Source organism: Pelatocladus sp. BLCC-F211, from assembly GCF_041928655.1.
Lineage (GTDB): Bacteria > Cyanobacteriota > Cyanobacteriia > Cyanobacteriales > Nostocaceae > Pelatocladus.
Window position 1 is genome coordinate 1 of record NZ_JBHFLM010000177.1, and the last position, 16,346, is coordinate 16,346.

General features: G+C 42.3%; 13 protein-coding genes. 5 read left to right on the forward strand and 8 right to left on the reverse strand.

The window, feature by feature from the left end; all coding sequences use genetic code 11:
* Positions 1-147: transposase (locus ACE1AT_RS21670; protein WP_374872188.1), on the forward strand; the 147-nt coding region annotated here is incomplete at its 5' end.
* Positions 148-305: 158 nt separating this feature from the next.
* Here the strand turns inward: ACE1AT_RS21670 and ACE1AT_RS21675 are convergent.
* Positions 306-497, reverse strand: coding sequence for a hypothetical protein (locus tag ACE1AT_RS21675; RefSeq protein ID WP_374872077.1), 192 nt, complete (start codon positions 495-497; stop codon positions 306-308).
* Between the two features lie 237 nt (positions 498-734).
* Positions 735-1,205, reverse strand: coding sequence for a DUF3592 domain-containing protein (locus tag ACE1AT_RS21680; protein WP_374872079.1), 471 nt, complete (start codon positions 1,203-1,205; stop codon positions 735-737).
* A gap of 367 nt (positions 1,206-1,572) precedes the next feature.
* Here ACE1AT_RS21680 and ACE1AT_RS21685 point away from each other — a divergent pair, with 367 nt between their 5' ends.
* Entirely contained in the window at positions 1,573-2,082 is a 510-nt protein-coding gene (locus ACE1AT_RS21685) for a hypothetical protein (protein WP_374872081.1), read from the forward strand.
* Positions 2,083-2,138: 56 nt separating this feature from the next.
* On the opposite strand, the gene ACE1AT_RS21690 is transcribed toward ACE1AT_RS21685, so the two are convergent.
* Entirely contained in the window at positions 2,139-2,723 is a 585-nt protein-coding gene (locus ACE1AT_RS21690; RefSeq protein ID WP_374872083.1) for a hypothetical protein, read from the reverse strand.
* Positions 2,724-2,939: 216 nt separating this feature from the next.
* The gene (locus tag ACE1AT_RS21695) at positions 2,940-3,881 is read right to left on the reverse strand and encodes an RpoD/SigA family RNA polymerase sigma factor (RefSeq protein WP_374872190.1); all 942 of its coding nucleotides are present in this window, start codon (positions 3,879-3,881) and stop codon (positions 2,940-2,942) included.
* Between the two features lie 817 nt (positions 3,882-4,698).
* Here ACE1AT_RS21695 and ACE1AT_RS21700 point away from each other — a divergent pair.
* The gene (locus ACE1AT_RS21700) at positions 4,699-5,085 is read left to right on the forward strand and encodes a hypothetical protein (protein ID WP_374872085.1); all 387 of its coding nucleotides are present in this window, start codon (positions 4,699-4,701) and stop codon (positions 5,083-5,085) included.
* A gap of 34 nt (positions 5,086-5,119) precedes the next feature.
* Here the strand turns inward: ACE1AT_RS21700 and ACE1AT_RS21705 are convergent, their stop codons facing one another.
* A complete protein-coding gene (locus ACE1AT_RS21705) occupies positions 5,120-6,265 on the reverse strand; it encodes a tyrosine-type recombinase/integrase (RefSeq protein ID WP_374872087.1) in 1,146 nt (381 codons plus the stop codon).
* 1,546 nt (positions 6,266-7,811) lie between these two features.
* Between ACE1AT_RS21705 and ACE1AT_RS21710 the strand changes: the two genes are divergently transcribed.
* Positions 7,812-11,456 (forward strand): DUF3854 domain-containing protein, encoded by a 3,645-nt coding sequence (locus tag ACE1AT_RS21710; RefSeq protein WP_374872089.1) that lies wholly within the window; start codon positions 7,812-7,814, stop codon positions 11,454-11,456.
* Between the two features lie 271 nt (positions 11,457-11,727).
* Here ACE1AT_RS21710 and ACE1AT_RS21715 read toward each other — a convergent pair whose 3' ends face one another.
* The 3 genes from ACE1AT_RS21715 to ACE1AT_RS21725 form a co-directional block, all read right to left on the reverse strand.
* The gene (locus ACE1AT_RS21715; RefSeq protein ID WP_374872090.1) at positions 11,728-12,366 is read right to left on the reverse strand and encodes a fatty acid desaturase; all 639 of its coding nucleotides are present in this window, start codon (positions 12,364-12,366) and stop codon (positions 11,728-11,730) included.
* A 40-nt stretch (positions 12,367-12,406) separates the two neighbouring features.
* On the reverse strand, positions 12,407-13,561 hold the full coding sequence (locus ACE1AT_RS21720; protein WP_374872092.1) for a hypothetical protein: 1,155 nt from the start codon (positions 13,559-13,561) through the stop codon (positions 12,407-12,409).
* Positions 13,562-13,628: 67 nt separating this feature from the next.
* On the reverse strand, positions 13,629-14,486 hold the full coding sequence (locus tag ACE1AT_RS21725; protein WP_374872094.1) for a hypothetical protein: 858 nt from the start codon (positions 14,484-14,486) through the stop codon (positions 13,629-13,631).
* 546 nt (positions 14,487-15,032) lie between these two features.
* Between ACE1AT_RS21725 and ACE1AT_RS21730 the strand changes: the two genes are divergently transcribed.
* The gene (locus ACE1AT_RS21730) at positions 15,033-16,346 is read left to right on the forward strand and encodes an NB-ARC domain-containing protein (protein WP_374872096.1); all 1,314 of its coding nucleotides are present in this window, start codon (positions 15,033-15,035) and stop codon (positions 16,344-16,346) included.

Here is a 16,346-nt window from a genome sequence, read left to right on the forward strand (position 1 = left end):
AAACCACAACTAGCGGTGGAAATAATACAAGAGTTACAAGAGTGGGATTTTAACATTAAGTTGGTATTAGCAGATAGCTTGTATGGAGAGAGTGGAGATGTAATCAAGGTATTAGAGCAGCTAAAACTAGAATTTATCGTATGCTAGTTAATCTTCTCTCTATTTTTTCTTTACCTAAAGTAACAAAAGAGGGATTAGGCCAATCCTCGGGCGGAAAATGTCGGTGCCCTCGCGTTCCCACGTGGACACCGACATTTTATTTTCACCGAGATCCCAAAAAGAGCTTGGGTAACTACTCAATCACTTCAGCATTCATCCTTGAGCAAATTTAGCCCAGTTTGCAATGCTGCCGAAGACGTGTAATAAATCTTCTGCTCACCAAATATTCCACCTGTGCGGCTGATCATCCGAAACTGCCAGCATTGCCCAGGCGTGTAAAAAACTATTAAGATACTGCCCCCAACACAAATAACTTCATCTATTTTGATTTGCGACATTTGCTTCGATATCGTCTACCACCAAAACAAATAAGTCAATCATAATCTCAAACACTTGAAGTGGCGATCGCAATCCTCATCGATGACTCAATACAGCTATTCTAGGCAATGACAACAGGTGATAAGCGATCGCTCCTGCTGGCAGTAATGAGGCTGGATGCCTGAGTCTGCTGTTTTCCAATATACCCAATTTTGTCTGACTATTTACTGAAATTGCGATTACCAAATATACAGATATCAACTACGCTTGCTTTGCCCAGATGAAGACCAGCGTACAGGCAGCACCTTACTCACACTAGAGACTACAACTAACCCACCCATACCAAACACTATCCAAGATACCAACCCTTCAAACTGATTCACTACACGCGCGGTAGTTTTCGGTTGCTTAGGGTCGTAGCGCACAGTCAATATTTTGCCGTTGCTCAGGCGCGAAGACCCATAACTACCTGTAATACGAGTCCGTTCACCGTTGGCTACAAACTCAATTACTGGCGCATAAGTTTCTGTTTGTTTATCCTGACTATCGCGTTCACGACGACGGATGATATCAACCACCGTTCCCCGTGTTTCTGTTAGCGCTTCACGCTCATATGCCACTTGTTTTTGTACCACAAAACCACTCCCTATCAAAACTAGTCCAATCACTAATCCTATGATTGCGCTCAGTTTCTCCTCAAAGGTGCTTTGATAAGCTTTGAAATTCATGAGTTTGATCACTTTAAGAAGTTTTTTTGCACTCGTTGTTGATGATCGCTTTGCCGGTTAGCGATAGGAGTTGTTTGTCGAATTCTGTCTACAATGTCTTTGACTATCCGACCACAAACAACTTTACCACTAACTGACTGTGCTGAAGAAGTTTACACAGCACACAAGCACAAAAGTCCGCACCTATACGGACAAATACAGTTGCTCGGCATTGTGATTTGCCGACCAATGGTCGGCAAACATTTTTCGATATCCCCAATCGCACAGTGATCGCTCTCAACTGGTGGCTCCCGTTTCTCACTCGTTCCCATCCCATAGGTTCAAAGCTACCCAACTCAGGGTAAGAAAAGGATAACGAGCGCCCATAATGTTGTTTTATACTAAAAACGATAGTCTATCAGCCCGCAAATTATTGGAGATGGCATTGATGAATTACGCCTCACCGAATAAATATATTTTGCTGGTCACAGAACGCGAAATGGCAGATGCAGGTGCAACGATTTTTGGATGCAATCTCAATCAGGCAAAATCCAAAAAACACGCTACTGCCTATCTACAAAAGATGGCTAAATATCGCAAGAGCATCCGCCAGAATAACAAAAATTGGGTTGACATATTTATCAAATCTAGGGGCAAATATAAATTTGTTGTTACTGCCGATTGCGTGGAAGGATTTTGCGAGAATAAATATATCTTCAGCCCCGTAAGTGTTAAGAAAATTCAAGAGTATTTATCACAAAAGGTTTATAAAACTGAGTGCTGTTTCGATGTCAAGCGAGGTAATGCGGTACTATATGCTCGATTCACCAATTGGGAAGATGCAACTGAATTTGCCAGTTCCGCAAGCACGACTAGACCTAGAGTGTTACATAGATGAGCGAACCAGACATACTGCATGAATCCACCTCAACACAGTGATACATGCTCTCGCCATCAATTGACGTTTGACCTAGAGGTTTTGCGAGTTTGTCGCTTAGTAGTTTTGCTAGCTTTTGTTTGATTGACTGCTGTAGATTCAGCAACTGGCTGTGTTGACTCACTTTTGGGTGTATGTGATTGTAAGTCTTGAGTTTGTTTGGCATCCTCACCACTACCACCATCAGGCTTTTGAGGAGATTCCGTAGACAGACTTTCTGTTGATGTTACTGAGGAAGGTTGTAAATTCTCATTATTTTTTTCATCTGTCTGTTTAACTTCTGTCTGCTTAATTTTTGAAGCAGACTTCACTTGTTTTGACTTTGTCCGTTGCTTCCTTAAGCGTTTTTCCTTCTCAATCTCCCTTAAGTATTGTTTGAGAGTCGCTTCTGAAATACTAATTTCTTGTTGTGCAAGTATTTCAGATAAATCTTTATAACTATACCCTTTCTTCAATGCCGATTGCAGTTGCTCACGCAGAAAATAAATACTTTCTCGCAGTGATAAATCTTCTTTTGCCTTTTGTTCTAATTTCTCTAACTGTGCTAAAGTCGCTTCTACTTTTTCCAAAGCAATCTTTTGTCCAGGCTTAGTGCGTATCATTTGTTATGAATCTATTGGCTCAAGATTTCATTCATCCTATCACTACATACAAAGCCTGCCAATCATAAATATCACACACCTTAACAATTACTTGTTCCTAATATTATCTAGACCAACTTAGCCCTAATATTCTTTTTTCTAATAGCTTGCTATAACGCATGTGAACTCTGGTGCAGTCCACGTTGTAGCTAATCAAACTCTCGCATGATCGCATTTTTAAGAAGACAAATACTGTCCAATATCTGATTGAGTACGGCGCAGAATTTTTATTGCTTGCTCCTGTATTTGACGAACTCGCGCTTTACTGATATTCAGCTTCTGAGCAATTTCGGCGCAAGATAGTTCTTGCTGACCTAACAGTCCAAAACGCAAAATTAATACTTGACGCTGCATCGGTTTAAGCGATGCCAACAAATTAGTTAAATCCTGGTACAACAGTTGTTGAGTGATTTGCTCGTCAGGTGAGATGCCCTCACTCGCCAAAAGTTCACTTAATTGTGTGTCTTGATCTGGAGCCACTTTCATATCCAAAGAAGCTGTTCTACGAGCAAGACTAAGATATTCTCGAATTTGGCTTGGCTTTAAATCTAATTTCTGTGCAACTTCTGTGAGCGTGGGACGACGACCCAGTGTTTGAGATAATTGCAGCTGTACCTTCTTTATTTGATTGAGTTTTTCAGTAATATGAACCGGCAGCCTGACTGTGCGGGATTTCTCGGCAACTGCTCTTGTGATTGCTTGACTAATCCACCAATATGCATATGTTGAAAACTTATAGCCACGATTAGGGTCGAACTTCTCCACGCCTCGTTGTAAACCTATTGCCCCTTCTTGAATCAAATCTAAAAACTCCAAATTCCGGTGCTGATACTTTTTGGCGATCGAAACTACCAATCGTAGGTTAGCTGTTACCATCTTTTGTTTAGCGAGTTTCCCTTGCTCTAATATCTGAGTGATTTCAGTTTCGCTTTTGTTTACGAAATTCGCTAATTCTAAGCGCGTTGGTTGCCGACGCAATTGTTGAGCTAGAGTAAGTTCGTGCTGCTCAATGGCAATAAGAAGTTGTACTTCTGTTGCATAAGCAATTTCTTGCTCTGCTGTTAACAAGGGAAACTGGGCTATTTCTTGTAAATAAACCCGAACCATGTCAGTACTCATGGACATACAACTTTATTACTTCTCCCTACTTAGACGAATTTAAAAGCATAAATCAAATAGGTCAATAGATTTTTCTCCCCCGATAGCAGCAAACATCAACACCAAACTACTTTGCCGACTTCTTCTGCTTTGATGCTATGCTGTTGCTGACTTTGAGTGTTTCTTTGTAGGAGGCTTTCGTTTCTTCTTCAAGGCTGCAATCACTTTATCAGGCTTTGTGCTTTTGGGTTTGGCTGGTCGGCAGCTAGAGCAATACAGGGGTAAACAGGGATAGCATATGCGCTCACTCACCCGATTACATTCTTTGCAAACGAAGCGATAAATTTTTTGCTTAATGGTGCGTGTGTGGGCTTTGACAAAAATTTCTTTAGTTTCCACCGAAAGTAATTCCTTCCAAAATCGTCTACTCAGATCAAGATTACTTACTATTTAAACGATTGTCCTCAACCAACACAACTCGAAAAGCAACTGACGCACTCATCCATAATATGGCAATTACTCTTAATCAAATCCATGCCAAGTACCAATTGCGCCACAACGCTTACAAACTCGCGCAAAAATAATATAAGTTGGTAATACATTAAAGAAAACAAGTATGCCAGTCGCTTTTCAGGTGAAGAAAACAAATGACTTTCGATGAGCATGAATTTAAAAATGAGGCAACCTGTCTTGAAAAGGTACTCTTTGAGGGAAACCCTCAAGACCGCACTTTTCGCTTTTTTAAATTATTCGACAAGCCTCGTGATTTATCTGGGTGGTAGGACAGCGCTTTTAAGAGCGCTGTCCAAGGTTGCCTCATTTTTAAAAGGAGAAAGCTGTGACCCAAAACCAACCCAATCGACTAGACCGCATTGAAGCCACGCAAGCAGTCCATAGCCAAATCCTTAATGAATTAGCGCTCGCACACCGTGAACTAGCCGAATTTAGCACTAGGCAAGCCCAGAGGCAGCAACAACAGCTTGATCGCTATGATGAAGTTCTTAGTAGGTTAGAAAATTCTGTCAATCGCCAACAAGAAACACTATCGCGGATAGAGCGGAGTATCGAAGTACTAACCACATCCACGACAGAAACAATACAACTTGTAGCACAACAAGCGATACAGTCAGAACGTGATCGCCAAGCGTGTCTTTCTGAGATACGTGAAATCTGGCGTTACCTACGCTATGAACCCCGTAATGGCAACGGTCGCAGTGAAGAATGAGTAATACTATCAGCCTCCGCTTCATTTCCAACTTTTAATTCGGAATTGATAAAAGGGGAGTAAACACATAGTCACAGTTTTGACATCGAAAACGTTGGTGCTTAAACCCATCAGCTAATACCTGAAAACCATTTTTTTGAAGTTTCTTTGATTTGCAGTTTGGGCATTTTAGATTCGATGGGGTCGCCTGCACTTTCTGAGTACGAGGTTGTTTTGGCTGTTTGTTTTGTCTAGCATCAATTGCTTGACTTGTGGTATCAAAAGTGGTTTTAGTTTGTACGTTCAGGTACAAGGCGCTGGAATCATCAGGGCGAGCATGAAGATATCTACTGGTGGTTGCCACAGAACTATGACCAAGGGTATTCTGCACTAAATGCAATGGCGCACCTCGATTGAGAGAATGGGTTGCATGAGCATGTCTCAACCAATGGGGAGACACTTTTTTGTCAATACCCGCAGCTAGTGCCGCAGCCGCCACAATTCGATTTACTTGAGATTGGTCAAGAGTTCTGCCAAGAGAATCTTTTTCCCTGGACACAAACACAGGGTCTGACCCAACAGCATTATTTTTCAACTTACACAACTTTTTCCAAACAGGCTCCGGCAGAAGCACGATTCTGGTTTTTCCACCTTTGCCGAAGATTGTTATTTGTCCACCTGGTTTTCTTGCAGATAAATCCTTCCAACGCAAGGCGCATAATTCATTCACCCGCAAGCCACCAGTATACAGCAACAGCAATATCGCCTGATTTCTGGGATTTTTCTGTGCTGAAATCATCGCAGCCACCTCTTCTTCAGATAGGATGCGTTCATTAAGAGTATCCTTAATTTTTGGCTGCCTTAAACCCATACTCACATTTGTCGGCAACATACCAATTTTATGACCAAAACTCAACAGTGACCTAACCGCAGCCATCTTTAACCTTTGTGTGTGGGGGGCATAGCCAAAAAAGGTATCCTGCCAGTTTTGAAGGTCAGCTAAAGTGACACTATCGAGTGGTTTTTTTACCCAACACAGAAACTCACTTACGCAACGTTTGTACCCCCGTTGTGTATCACCGGACAAACCGTGCAACCAAATTTCAATCAGGCGATGATCTGTATCATAGCTTGTGACATCAGGCGTTGACAATTGTGAGCGTACCTCCATGAGTGCAAAGAGATCAAGATTATCTTGCACTCGATTTTATCAGATAGGGTGACACATATAGCAATCACAACTGATGATTTTTATACAGTCATCACGTCACTCTAATTGGCGCTGATCAGAGTTTGGAAATGACGCATTAAGGGATCTCCAAAAAATAAAATGCCCTACCGTCGAAGCGCGCCCAAGAGGCGAAAGCGCGCTCGAAGGTGGGAAGGCGCCAAAATATTTTTTAATACGGCGCTTGCTTTTATTTCGAGGATTGGCCTTTGGATATTGGCTCGGGAAAAAGAGGTTTGGAATTTGCCTAAAGAAATAGGGCAGGCTTGTGGGTGATGTCGTTCACCTAATTACTTGTTCGCCCAAGTGTTGTTTGGTTTATACTAGGCAAATAGAAAGTTAAAGTAAGACATCTACCTCAAGAAAGCTTTAAAACTTTGATTGAAGCCTACTGGTCAACTTTTAACTTTTGATTTGTCACAAAGCAATAATTTCTAAGATGAATTCCCTTTTATTGAGATAATGGGGGAGATTTTTGGTGTTTTTTTGTATTAGAAATAAACGTGCTCAACCTAAACCAGACAAGGATTTTGTCAATTTGAAAATAAGTTTGTATAAGTTAGCAAAATTTATGCAAAAAATATTCAGCAATATCTCTTTTAAAAATAGCCAAAAAATGCTAACCTGATCCCAGTATCTCTGCAAACATAAAGCAGGTTAACTACAAGGAGGTAAAAAAGAAAACATTATTTAGCTAGTCAGAATGGGGAGGCGAGCCGTTAGACAACAGTGTTGGCAGAGACTTGGCGGTTAAAACCAACGAACTGTATGGGACTAGCGGCATCTCACGACTCAGCCACTGCAAGCAATCTTGCCTTCTTTTTGAAGACAATACAGAGTTTGGCAACAGCGATAATGCTTTTGCCCGTTTTTCATTGCCTTTGTACGCAATATTAACATACAAGGGCAAGGGAAGAACAGACTTTTTTTTCAAAAAATTTGCTCAATTTTGAAAAAGTGTCTAGCTCTACAATTTCTTGTCTACCCTGATTGTGAGAAAGGACTTAGGCCAATCCTCGAAATAAAAGCAAGCGCCGTTGCTACGGGCAGAAAGGCGAAAGCCCCTAAATCCTTGGGTTTGACCAAAATATTTTTAATACGGCGTTTGCTTTTATTTTTTGGAGATCCCTTAAATCACTGCCCTGTAAAAAGAAATCGGCTGGCTACTCACAGGCAGACACAAGACTGGCAATCGCCAAGCACATGGTTTGCTACTCAAGCAACCAACCACTAAATCTAACCAAATTTAATTTAACAATGTCTGTGTGATCCAGGCAAAGCTAGTTCGTACTGTAATCAAGTGGCATGAAATGACTAAAACCTTTACTACGAGATCCCAAAGATTTCAGAAAAATCTAGTTTTTGGCAGAAGTTGAGAGAAAGGGAAAATACATCCTTTACCCCCTTTCCAAACAACTGCTACGAAGTCAACTAATGCCGTAGTACTTGAAGGCGTTACAGCGCTAGTATTGCTGGAGATTGTGAGTAGCCCCGATGAACACACATCGGAGTTACAAAAATGGACTACACCAGCGAAAACAATGTGTTTAACCCATTAATCCAAAAACATTGGCAGGAATGGGTTATAGGTTCAGCAGTTGACAATCAGCTTGCACAATTAAATGTTCGTTCTGTGATTGGTCAGGAAGTTTATGAATATTTACTTTATGCCCTAGACCAGACAGCAAGACGTAATGATGGACGACTGCGAGACTACTATTTAAGAAAATATGCCCACATCGAATTTGGGGGATGGTGGGTAAGCGGACTAGATCCACTTAACAACTGGGACATAATGGAATGGGGACGGTTGAAGCCTGATAATCCCCGGATTGACTTTGAAAAAGACAATAAGGGTCTGTTTGGTACCAATATTGTCGGGGGTAATGCAAAACCCATCAAATACGAATCTCCACCTAAGACCCCCAACCGCGTCACCTATTTTAATGTCCCAGAACACTTATGGAAGAAAGTTGCCCAAAAGTACAACATCAAGCGCTATCTTTCTCCCCTGGCGCTGCGTCTATTTGATAGATTGCATCCACGCTTATTCTGGGAATGGGTGCAGTTACATCCAGAAATCCCCGTAATAATTTGTGAAGGCGAAAAGAAAGCCGCTTGTTTACTAAGTCTAGGATATGTAGCGATCGCCTTACCTGGAATTTGGAATGGGCGAGTTGGGAAAAAGGACTTCGATGAACGCCTGCATCCTGACTTAATGCCACTGGCGCAACCGGGACGAAAGTTTATCATCCTGTTCGACTACGAAACAAAACCAAAGACCCGTTGGTCAGTTTACAGTGCGATCGTTCGTACAGGCAAGGCAATTGAAGCAGTTGGTTGCACCTGTGAAGTTGCACAACTGCCCGGGCCAGAAAAAGGGATTGATGATTGGGTTGTAGCACTAGGCAAAAGAGGCAAGGGGGCAGGGGGTAGGGGGCATGGGGGAGAATCTATCCCCCTGCACCCCGCTCCCTGCTCCCTTGCCTCTTCTGCTGTGGCTACGCTGATTGATGATACTTTCACGCTCGCTGAATATCAAAAATCATTTTTTCTCAATCAAAACAGAGGACTACGCAAATATAAACCTGATATTAAGGTCAACAGTCGCTTTCTCACAGATGCCATCAAAAAACTCCCCTCAACAGGACTGGTATGTTTGCTTTCTGATATGGGTACGGGAAAAACCGAATTTTTAGCACGGTGGCGAAAACAGCACCCACAACTGCGATTTTTAAACAACGGGCATCGGGTCAACTTGCTCAAAAACTTGAGTGAGCGGCTAACTACACAGATGTATTCTCAGATCACATGTGGAAAGTTAAGTTCCGCTGATGCTCTGAGCATTACTGTCGATTCTCTCTACAAAATGGCTAGCGATTTGCAAAAATATGATTGCATATTTATAGATGAAGCCTGCCAATATGTAGCCCATCTGCTGAAATCGAAAACTTGTAAACAGCATCGCGCTCTGATTTTAGAAGTTTTAGAATCTCTAGTTTATCAGGCTTCTTTGGTAGTGCTGGCAGATGCCCACCTGGACGACATAACGATTGACTTTTTCCGGGCGATGCGGAGAGAGGGCGAGAAACCCTACATTATTTTAAATGAGTGGAAATCTTCAGGACGCCAAGTTTACTGGTATGAGGGTCAAAACAGCAGCGCCCTGGTCGCACAGATTCACGCCGCAGTCATGTCAGGACAAAAATGCTATGTCGCATCTGATAGTAAGCGGTTTATTAAGAAGCTTGAGCGAACGCTATTGGATGCAGGGGGAGCGGGGGAAGCAGAGGGAGCAGGGGGAGCAGAGGGAGCAGAGGGAGCAGAGGAAGAAAGAGTTAATGGACAATTATTTTTTTCCTCCCCTGCCTCCCCTGCTTCCCCTGCTTCCCTTGCCTCCCCTACTCTAGAAGAAGCCCCAGAACCAGAAGGCGATCGCAGACTGAGGATCTGGGCAATTCACTCAGAAAATTCTGGCAGCGAAGAGAATGTCATATTTATAAAAGAAATCAACACTGCAATCCAAAATGTTGATGCGCTCTTTACCACTCCTAGTTTAGGAACAGGAGTTGACATCAGTGCGAAACATTTTAACGTAATTTTTGGAGTATTTCATGCTGTGTCCCAATCGGCAACCGAATGCGCCCAGATGTTATGGCGTGTTCGTGATCATCTACCAATGCATATTTGGGTAGCTCCACGCCCTCCATTTGGCTACGTCGAAACCAATGCTAGACGGATTAAAGAAAAAATTCTCCAAAAAAATGAGATGACCGCTTTTTTGCTCCGCATCGACAGAGAAACTGGTAAACGGGGAGCAGAAAAAGATTGGGCGTTAGATGCCAGCTGTCAAATCGAAGCCCAAAGAAATTGGTCTATTAATAATCTAAGAACTGACTTGCGATCGCTGTTAGAACAGATGGGGAATACCATAATCCCAATGGGGGATGGGGTAGATGAGGACGCTGCGGTGTGGATGAAGGCAGCTTCTGTTGCAATCGATACATTCCATTGTACCAAAGTTGCCAATGCACTAGATATTGATCGCTTGACCTACGAAATTAGGCAACACCAGGACTACCTGAAACCAGAAGAAAATTATGAGTGTGAAAAATTCCGCATTAGAGACGCCTATGGAATGGAAGTCACACCAGAACTGGTAAAAAAAGATGATGGGGGGCGACTAATCCGCAAGCTGGTCGCCCTGGAAGCCATTTTAGCCCAACCAGGAGAAGCGATCGCAGACTCACAGGGACGATTGTTTCCTACTCCACCACCAATGGTTGCACAACGTGATATCTCTGAACGAGAGAGATTAACTATTTGTAGTGATTGGGCGAACCACTCTACTAATTGGCTGATGCGTTATCGGCTAGGGCTAAGGGAAGTACTAATTGACTTGTTTGCTGGTCAACAGCTAAGAGGCGATGAACCAAGAATGCAAGCAATAGCAGAGCGTTCTAATGACTTGTCGCCTCACATTAAAGCGATATTGAATCTTACTATCCCCTCCGATAAATCCCCGATGTGGATTTTAGGGAAGTACTTGGAGCAGTTGGGGCTATCTACTGTTCGCAAGCGGCTTGGTTCACGCTCAAATCGAGTGAGTTATTATACGCTAAATCCTCTGGATTTAGCTTTCGCCCAACAAGTATTAGCCTACCGTCAATTCAATCGAGAACAAAACGAGCGCAAACGCCAACTAGAACAGCAGGCTCAGTCCAGGCGAGAAGCTACAATTGCCGCACAGTACGGTATAGAGGGAGCAGGGGAAGCAGAGGGAGCAGAGGAAGAAAGAGTTAATGGACAATTATTTTTTTCCTCTCCTGCTTCAGAAGCTTCCCTTGCCTCCCCTGCCTCCCCTGCTCCCCCTGCCTCTTCTTCCGTGTCCACATCCCCCCCTAATTTAAATGGAGAACATTTTAGGGGGGATGTGGACACCAATTCCCAACAGTCAAAATCTTGGCTGGAGTTGATCAAAGGGTTTGCAACTCTTGTGGCTGAAGGACTGCAATACGGAGTTGAAACAGTACTAGAACTACTCAGTGGACTAACTCTCGATGAGCGTTGGGGTGTGATATTTGAGTTTGAATCGGCTTACCCAGATAAATTTGGTCAGTTGCTAGCGATTGCCCCGGATTGGGTGCAGCGCTTTGGACTATGAGCTTTTTAGCAACATATGTAGTTGCATCACGGCAACGCCTGTCCATTTAATAATTAATGTACACCTGCTGGCTTGTTAAATACACTTGTTGTGCGTAGGTGGATAAACTTGCATAAAAGTGGGACTGCTGTCTCCTTGTAGCCTCTTTTTGAGACGACAGAAGCTTACAGACAGGGAAAAATCTAGAACCAAAAAAACGCTTAAGAACACAATCGCCAGTCCGACGCTGATTGCGAAAACGGGAATTTGTTTTTTTTGCATAAGATTCCAATTAAGACTTGACTAGAAAAGACACGGCTACAGCGCCGTAAAAAGTATCCAAATTAAAATCACCCTGCTCATCAACCGCTTTCCCTTGTCCTTTGACTAGGCGAGCGACTCGAAAGCGATGGTAGTTTTTGAGGAGGAGTGGCAGTGTCAAGCAGTAATTTTCTCTACCAGTGAATAAGTCTTTATCTAATTCATGAAGGTTGTACCAAGGACATTTCATAAATGCATGGTGAGCATTATGATAGCCAAAGTTCAACAGTAGCAAGTTCAACCACCAATAACGCCGAGAAATCAAAGTAGTAAAAGTATTCGCTTGCTCGTAAGTGCGATCGCGTTTGGGAATCGGTGAATCAATGGGAAATGTCTCATAGGTATGTTGGAAGCAATCCACTATCCGTAGCACTGTAGTCAGGCCAATGTAGGCAAGGAAGTACAGCATCAGTGCTTTGAGCGAAACTAATCCCAACAGGATAAACAACTGTGAACGCACGATAAGCAGGATGATTGTGCGTAGCCGTTGATCATGACGTTGAGGATTCCAAAAAGGAGCGGTGATTGCCCTCCATTGGAGAATAAAAGAAATTGCTGGAAAATATAGCCACTCTAACACTAATATCGAGCTACGAATTGGTGTCGGCACAAGCCTGCCCAAAACTTCGAGCGAAGTGAGTGACCTTGTTTTAAGTTTCGTCTCGAAAGGTTGGAATCTCCTCTAACCAGTTACCAAAGCTCATGCCACTTTTGCCATCGCAGCGGGTGACGACGAGAAATTGGATAGTGCCAACATCCCCCTTAACCGAATCTATCCTGACAGGTTTACCACTGCATTTGTTACAGAAATCCATGCTGACTGTATTAGCGATCGCTATATCTCCTACTTTCCAACCCTGCTTGTAGCGGTCTGTTGATATACCAGGGGTGTAAGTAAGAATACTATCTAAGATATTATTATTAACCTCTGTATGTAAATCCTCTGCTTGAGTTGCAGCCATGTTGAATTCAGAGTGGGATTGCAAATTCGCAACCAATTCCTCGGCTATGGTTTGGCAGTTAGATCTACTCTTTGAATGCATAGATTCTTGATACGGTTGCCCAGAGAACTCACGTCTAGATGAAACACCAGATGTTTGCGCGCTCGCCAAATTGCTACCTGTGTGTGCTGTCTCCTCGTATATGTCAGATCCTTGGCGGTGTTGATTCATCTCATTCGCCTTGCAGGTATTATCGAGTTGCTGACCTGGCTTATCGTCGCTAGAGCTACCCGTGCCTGCCTCCATTTCTTCGATTCGCCCCGTTAGTGTTGTCTGTTTAACAGATTGTGGCAATTGCTGTTGGATATTTGGCTGCTGATGAAATTCAAAATCGTAACCCTCCAGTAAACAAAAAGGAATCGCCTCTTCTTTTTCACTAAGGCGGGTATACGCCTTAGTTGGCTGCTTGTGTTGCTGTTGTAAGTTACGATGCTCCTTGATTTTCTGGGCGACTGTGATTTGCGTATCGTCGTTTTGGATCGCCTCAAGGGCATCTCGATTCTTCGGTTGCCCCAATTGCAGTATTTGATGCAATGCTAATTGTTGAGCAACCACAGTTGGAATTTCATCGGCAACAGAAGCTGCTTTGATCAACTTATTGACCTGGGTTTTTTCCAGTCCGACAGTTGATAAAAGATTTGTAAACTTACGCTTGGTAATAGCCTTGACTTCTTGGAACAGCCTGCCTGCTGCTAGGATATTCTCGATGCCCTCAGACCATAATTGGAATGCTTTAGCAATATCACTTTCTGGTGAAACTGGAGAAATACTTAAAGAAATTGATGAATTAGTTTGTGTCAGCATGATAAATTGAGAGTACTTTTTATTAGATAGCGCCTCGTTTATCGAGTGCGCTTTTTCTTTTGAGAAATTAACTTTGCTCTAAAAAATTCAAAAGTTTTTCTTCCAAGGGAAGCAAATAAGGTCTTTGTATAAAACCCAACTGCTTCAAAACACTAATCGCGGCTTCTTCTAAATTGCCACGATCATAAAGCCTGTTCAAGCGTACGCACAATAGCTGCATCTGCGATCGCTCAGTGTCCGAATAATTGAGCGACTTAAGGTGGTCAACGCTTAAACTGCATAGTCCATAGATAGTAGCAACTGTGCAACTGCAAGTAGTAGCGTCAATTTCTTTAACAATACACCAGCAACCGTTTTTATCTTTCAATTGGGGATTATTCTTGGCGATGATCTGACAAACTTCTCCTATGGAACAGGAATTTTGCACTTGACCATGTTTGATTAGAACATGGAGCAGGGCTTCCTTAACCATGCGACTAGAGGGAGAACGCCCTACTGCTAAATCTATTGCAGTCTGCCATACTTCACGCTGTAGTGTAGGTTCTAGGTTATAGAGGTCGCGGATTTGCCTTTCAGTTGTAGGTAAGATAACTTGTTGATTTTCCCTATTAGAGAATTTTAAATTATCGTATGTAGATGCAGCGTAAATGTATCTGTACACCCGGCTACGACCCAGGCGAAATCTTTCGAGGCAATACTCGTCAAAACTTGAGTGAGATAAACGGTAGAGCTTTTGCTTAAATAGCTCACTCAGAGCTTGGCCGGCGTCATAGAAGTATAAGGGTGTGTTTTTTTCTAAAGCTTTTTTCAACTTTTGCTCTAAAAGCAGCTGCCGTAGTTCTTGCCGTGTGAGTTTTTGAAGCTCGCCGACAGTAGCAAATTGTTGAAAACTCCTAAATTCAGTTATTTTTGCAGTTGCCGTCATGAAAACCCCTGTCGAATCGTGAATTCGAGATACTGCACCCTGGAGTTTTCCTTTGTGAAACCCTTCCCACACAGCAATTAGGAGCAAGAAGGAGATGTTCGAGATTTGTAAGCGTTTCTTTTTATATACAACAATTGGGTAACGGGTAGCAATCAAGACCAAATTAAGAAATGTAACAGATTACAGAGAGAACTCTTGTCTCATTAGTATTCTTAAAAATCAACGTTGGTGTAGGAATAGGGATCTCCAAGTAAGGCACTTCCAAGTAATAAAAGCAAGCGCCTTCCCAAGTATGAGCAGCGCTTTCGCCCTTGGGGCGCGCTTCGACTTAAGCCTTTCCAAGTAATAAAATGTCGGTGCCCTCGCGTTGCGCCCCCAGGCGCAACGCCCACCAGTCCTTGGGTTGAGCCGAAATATATTTGATAGGGCACGCTCCTTTTTATTTTCTGGAGATCCCTTAAGGGCATTTTATTATTTGGAAAGGCCATATAGAGATTACGGATGAAGTATAGTAGTTTTGAAATTGGAGTAATAAAAGTAGTTGCTATGAATTTTACACAAGAGGATTCTATACTAACTGAAGCGATCAAAATAGTAGATGAACTTCTTGCTACTAAAAAAGGTAAGCATTTGCGGGAACCTGAAATCGTTGTGATTAAAGGGGCATGGCGGGATGAAACCTATGAACAAATGGCGCAACAATCCATTTATAAAGATAAGTACCTACAACACTCAGTAGCTTCTGATTTGTGGAAACTGCTGTCGGAGCTACTAGGAAATGAAGTATGCAAAAAGAATCTACGTATCTGTTTACAAGAGCTTGTAAAAAAAAGAGATAGAAGGCTATCTGTACGACTATTGGGAGAACCACCATTAATTTCCCGCTTTTTTGGACGTGAGGCAGAACTAAGGGAGTTAAAAGCAGAAATTGTCCAAAAGCGTTTAGTTTTTGTGTATGGGGAACCAGGAATCGGGAAATCAGCCTTAGTAGCAAGGGTAGTAGCTGACATTAGCCAAGAATTTGATTTATTGGTTTGGAAGTCCGTTGCCCATAGCCCATCGCTTGAGGACTTGGTAGCAAATTTGCATAGGATGTTGAATCTAGAAGGCCAGCCAAGCCCTTCATGTTTGATAAATCAACTACGCTCCCATAGTTGCTTGCTGGTATTGGATGGAGTGGAAGCGATTCTAAGTAATTATAGCCAACGGATAGAATATATAAGATTCTTCTTGCGTCTGATTGATGAATTAGATAGGATTCGCTTGATTTTAACTAGCCGAGAATCTTTTACTGAAATAAATATATTATCCAAAAGTTGTCCAATTTTTACAAAAAAAATAGAAGGACTAGATATCAGAGCAGGAATACAAATTTTTCGAGATAAAGGTTTGACAGTTGAGCAAGAATCAACGCAAATAGTTGAATTAATTAAACATTACCGAGGCAACCCTTTGGAACTTGAATCAGTAGCAGATAAAATTTACGATTTGTTTGGTGGAGATATAAATGCTTTTTGGGAATTCAAAACTACTTTTATTAGTGAAGAACTAGAAGTGGCTCTGAACGAAATATTTGCACAACGGGATTTAAAATCGCTGCAACGGGAGATTTTGATTTATTTAGCAGAGGAATTATCCAAAAAACCTAACGAGCCAATAAAAATTTCGGATATACTTAAATCCTTCGTGCAAAACTTTGGTGCGGAAAAATCAACTGTGATTGACGCACTAGGAGATTTGGTGCGACGGCAGATAATAGAAGTCATTAAAAATTCATCAAATTCTCAAGCTTGCTACATTTTAGCGCCAGGGGTAAAGAAGTATATATTGTCAGACCCATTAAAATTAGTTCGTCTTTAG

Bases quoted from the DNA above. Each gene is read 5' to 3' on its own strand.
- ACE1AT_RS21720 (WP_374872092.1), bottom strand. From the start codon at position 13,561: ATGCTGACACAAACTAATTCATCAATTTCTTTAAGTATTTCTCCAGTT.
- ACE1AT_RS21690 (WP_374872083.1), bottom strand. From the start codon at position 2,723: ATGATACGCACTAAGCCTGGACAAAAGATTGCTTTGGAAAAAGTAGAA.
- ACE1AT_RS21680 (WP_374872079.1), bottom strand. From the start codon at position 1,205: ATGAATTTCAAAGCTTATCAAAGCACCTTTGAGGAGAAACTGAGCGCA.
- ACE1AT_RS21695 (WP_374872190.1), bottom strand. From the start codon at position 3,881: ATGAGTACTGACATGGTTCGGGTTTATTTACAAGAAATAGCCCAGTTT.
- ACE1AT_RS21710 (WP_374872089.1), top strand. From the start codon at position 7,812: ATGGACTACACCAGCGAAAACAATGTGTTTAACCCATTAATCCAAAAA.
- ACE1AT_RS21685 (WP_374872081.1), top strand. From the start codon at position 1,573: ATGTTGTTTTATACTAAAAACGATAGTCTATCAGCCCGCAAATTATTG.
- ACE1AT_RS21675 (WP_374872077.1), bottom strand. From the start codon at position 497: ATGTCGCAAATCAAAATAGATGAAGTTATTTGTGTTGGGGGCAGTATC.
- ACE1AT_RS21725 (WP_374872094.1), bottom strand. From the start codon at position 14,486: ATGACGGCAACTGCAAAAATAACTGAATTTAGGAGTTTTCAACAATTT.
- ACE1AT_RS21730 (WP_374872096.1), top strand. From the start codon at position 15,033: ATGAATTTTACACAAGAGGATTCTATACTAACTGAAGCGATCAAAATA.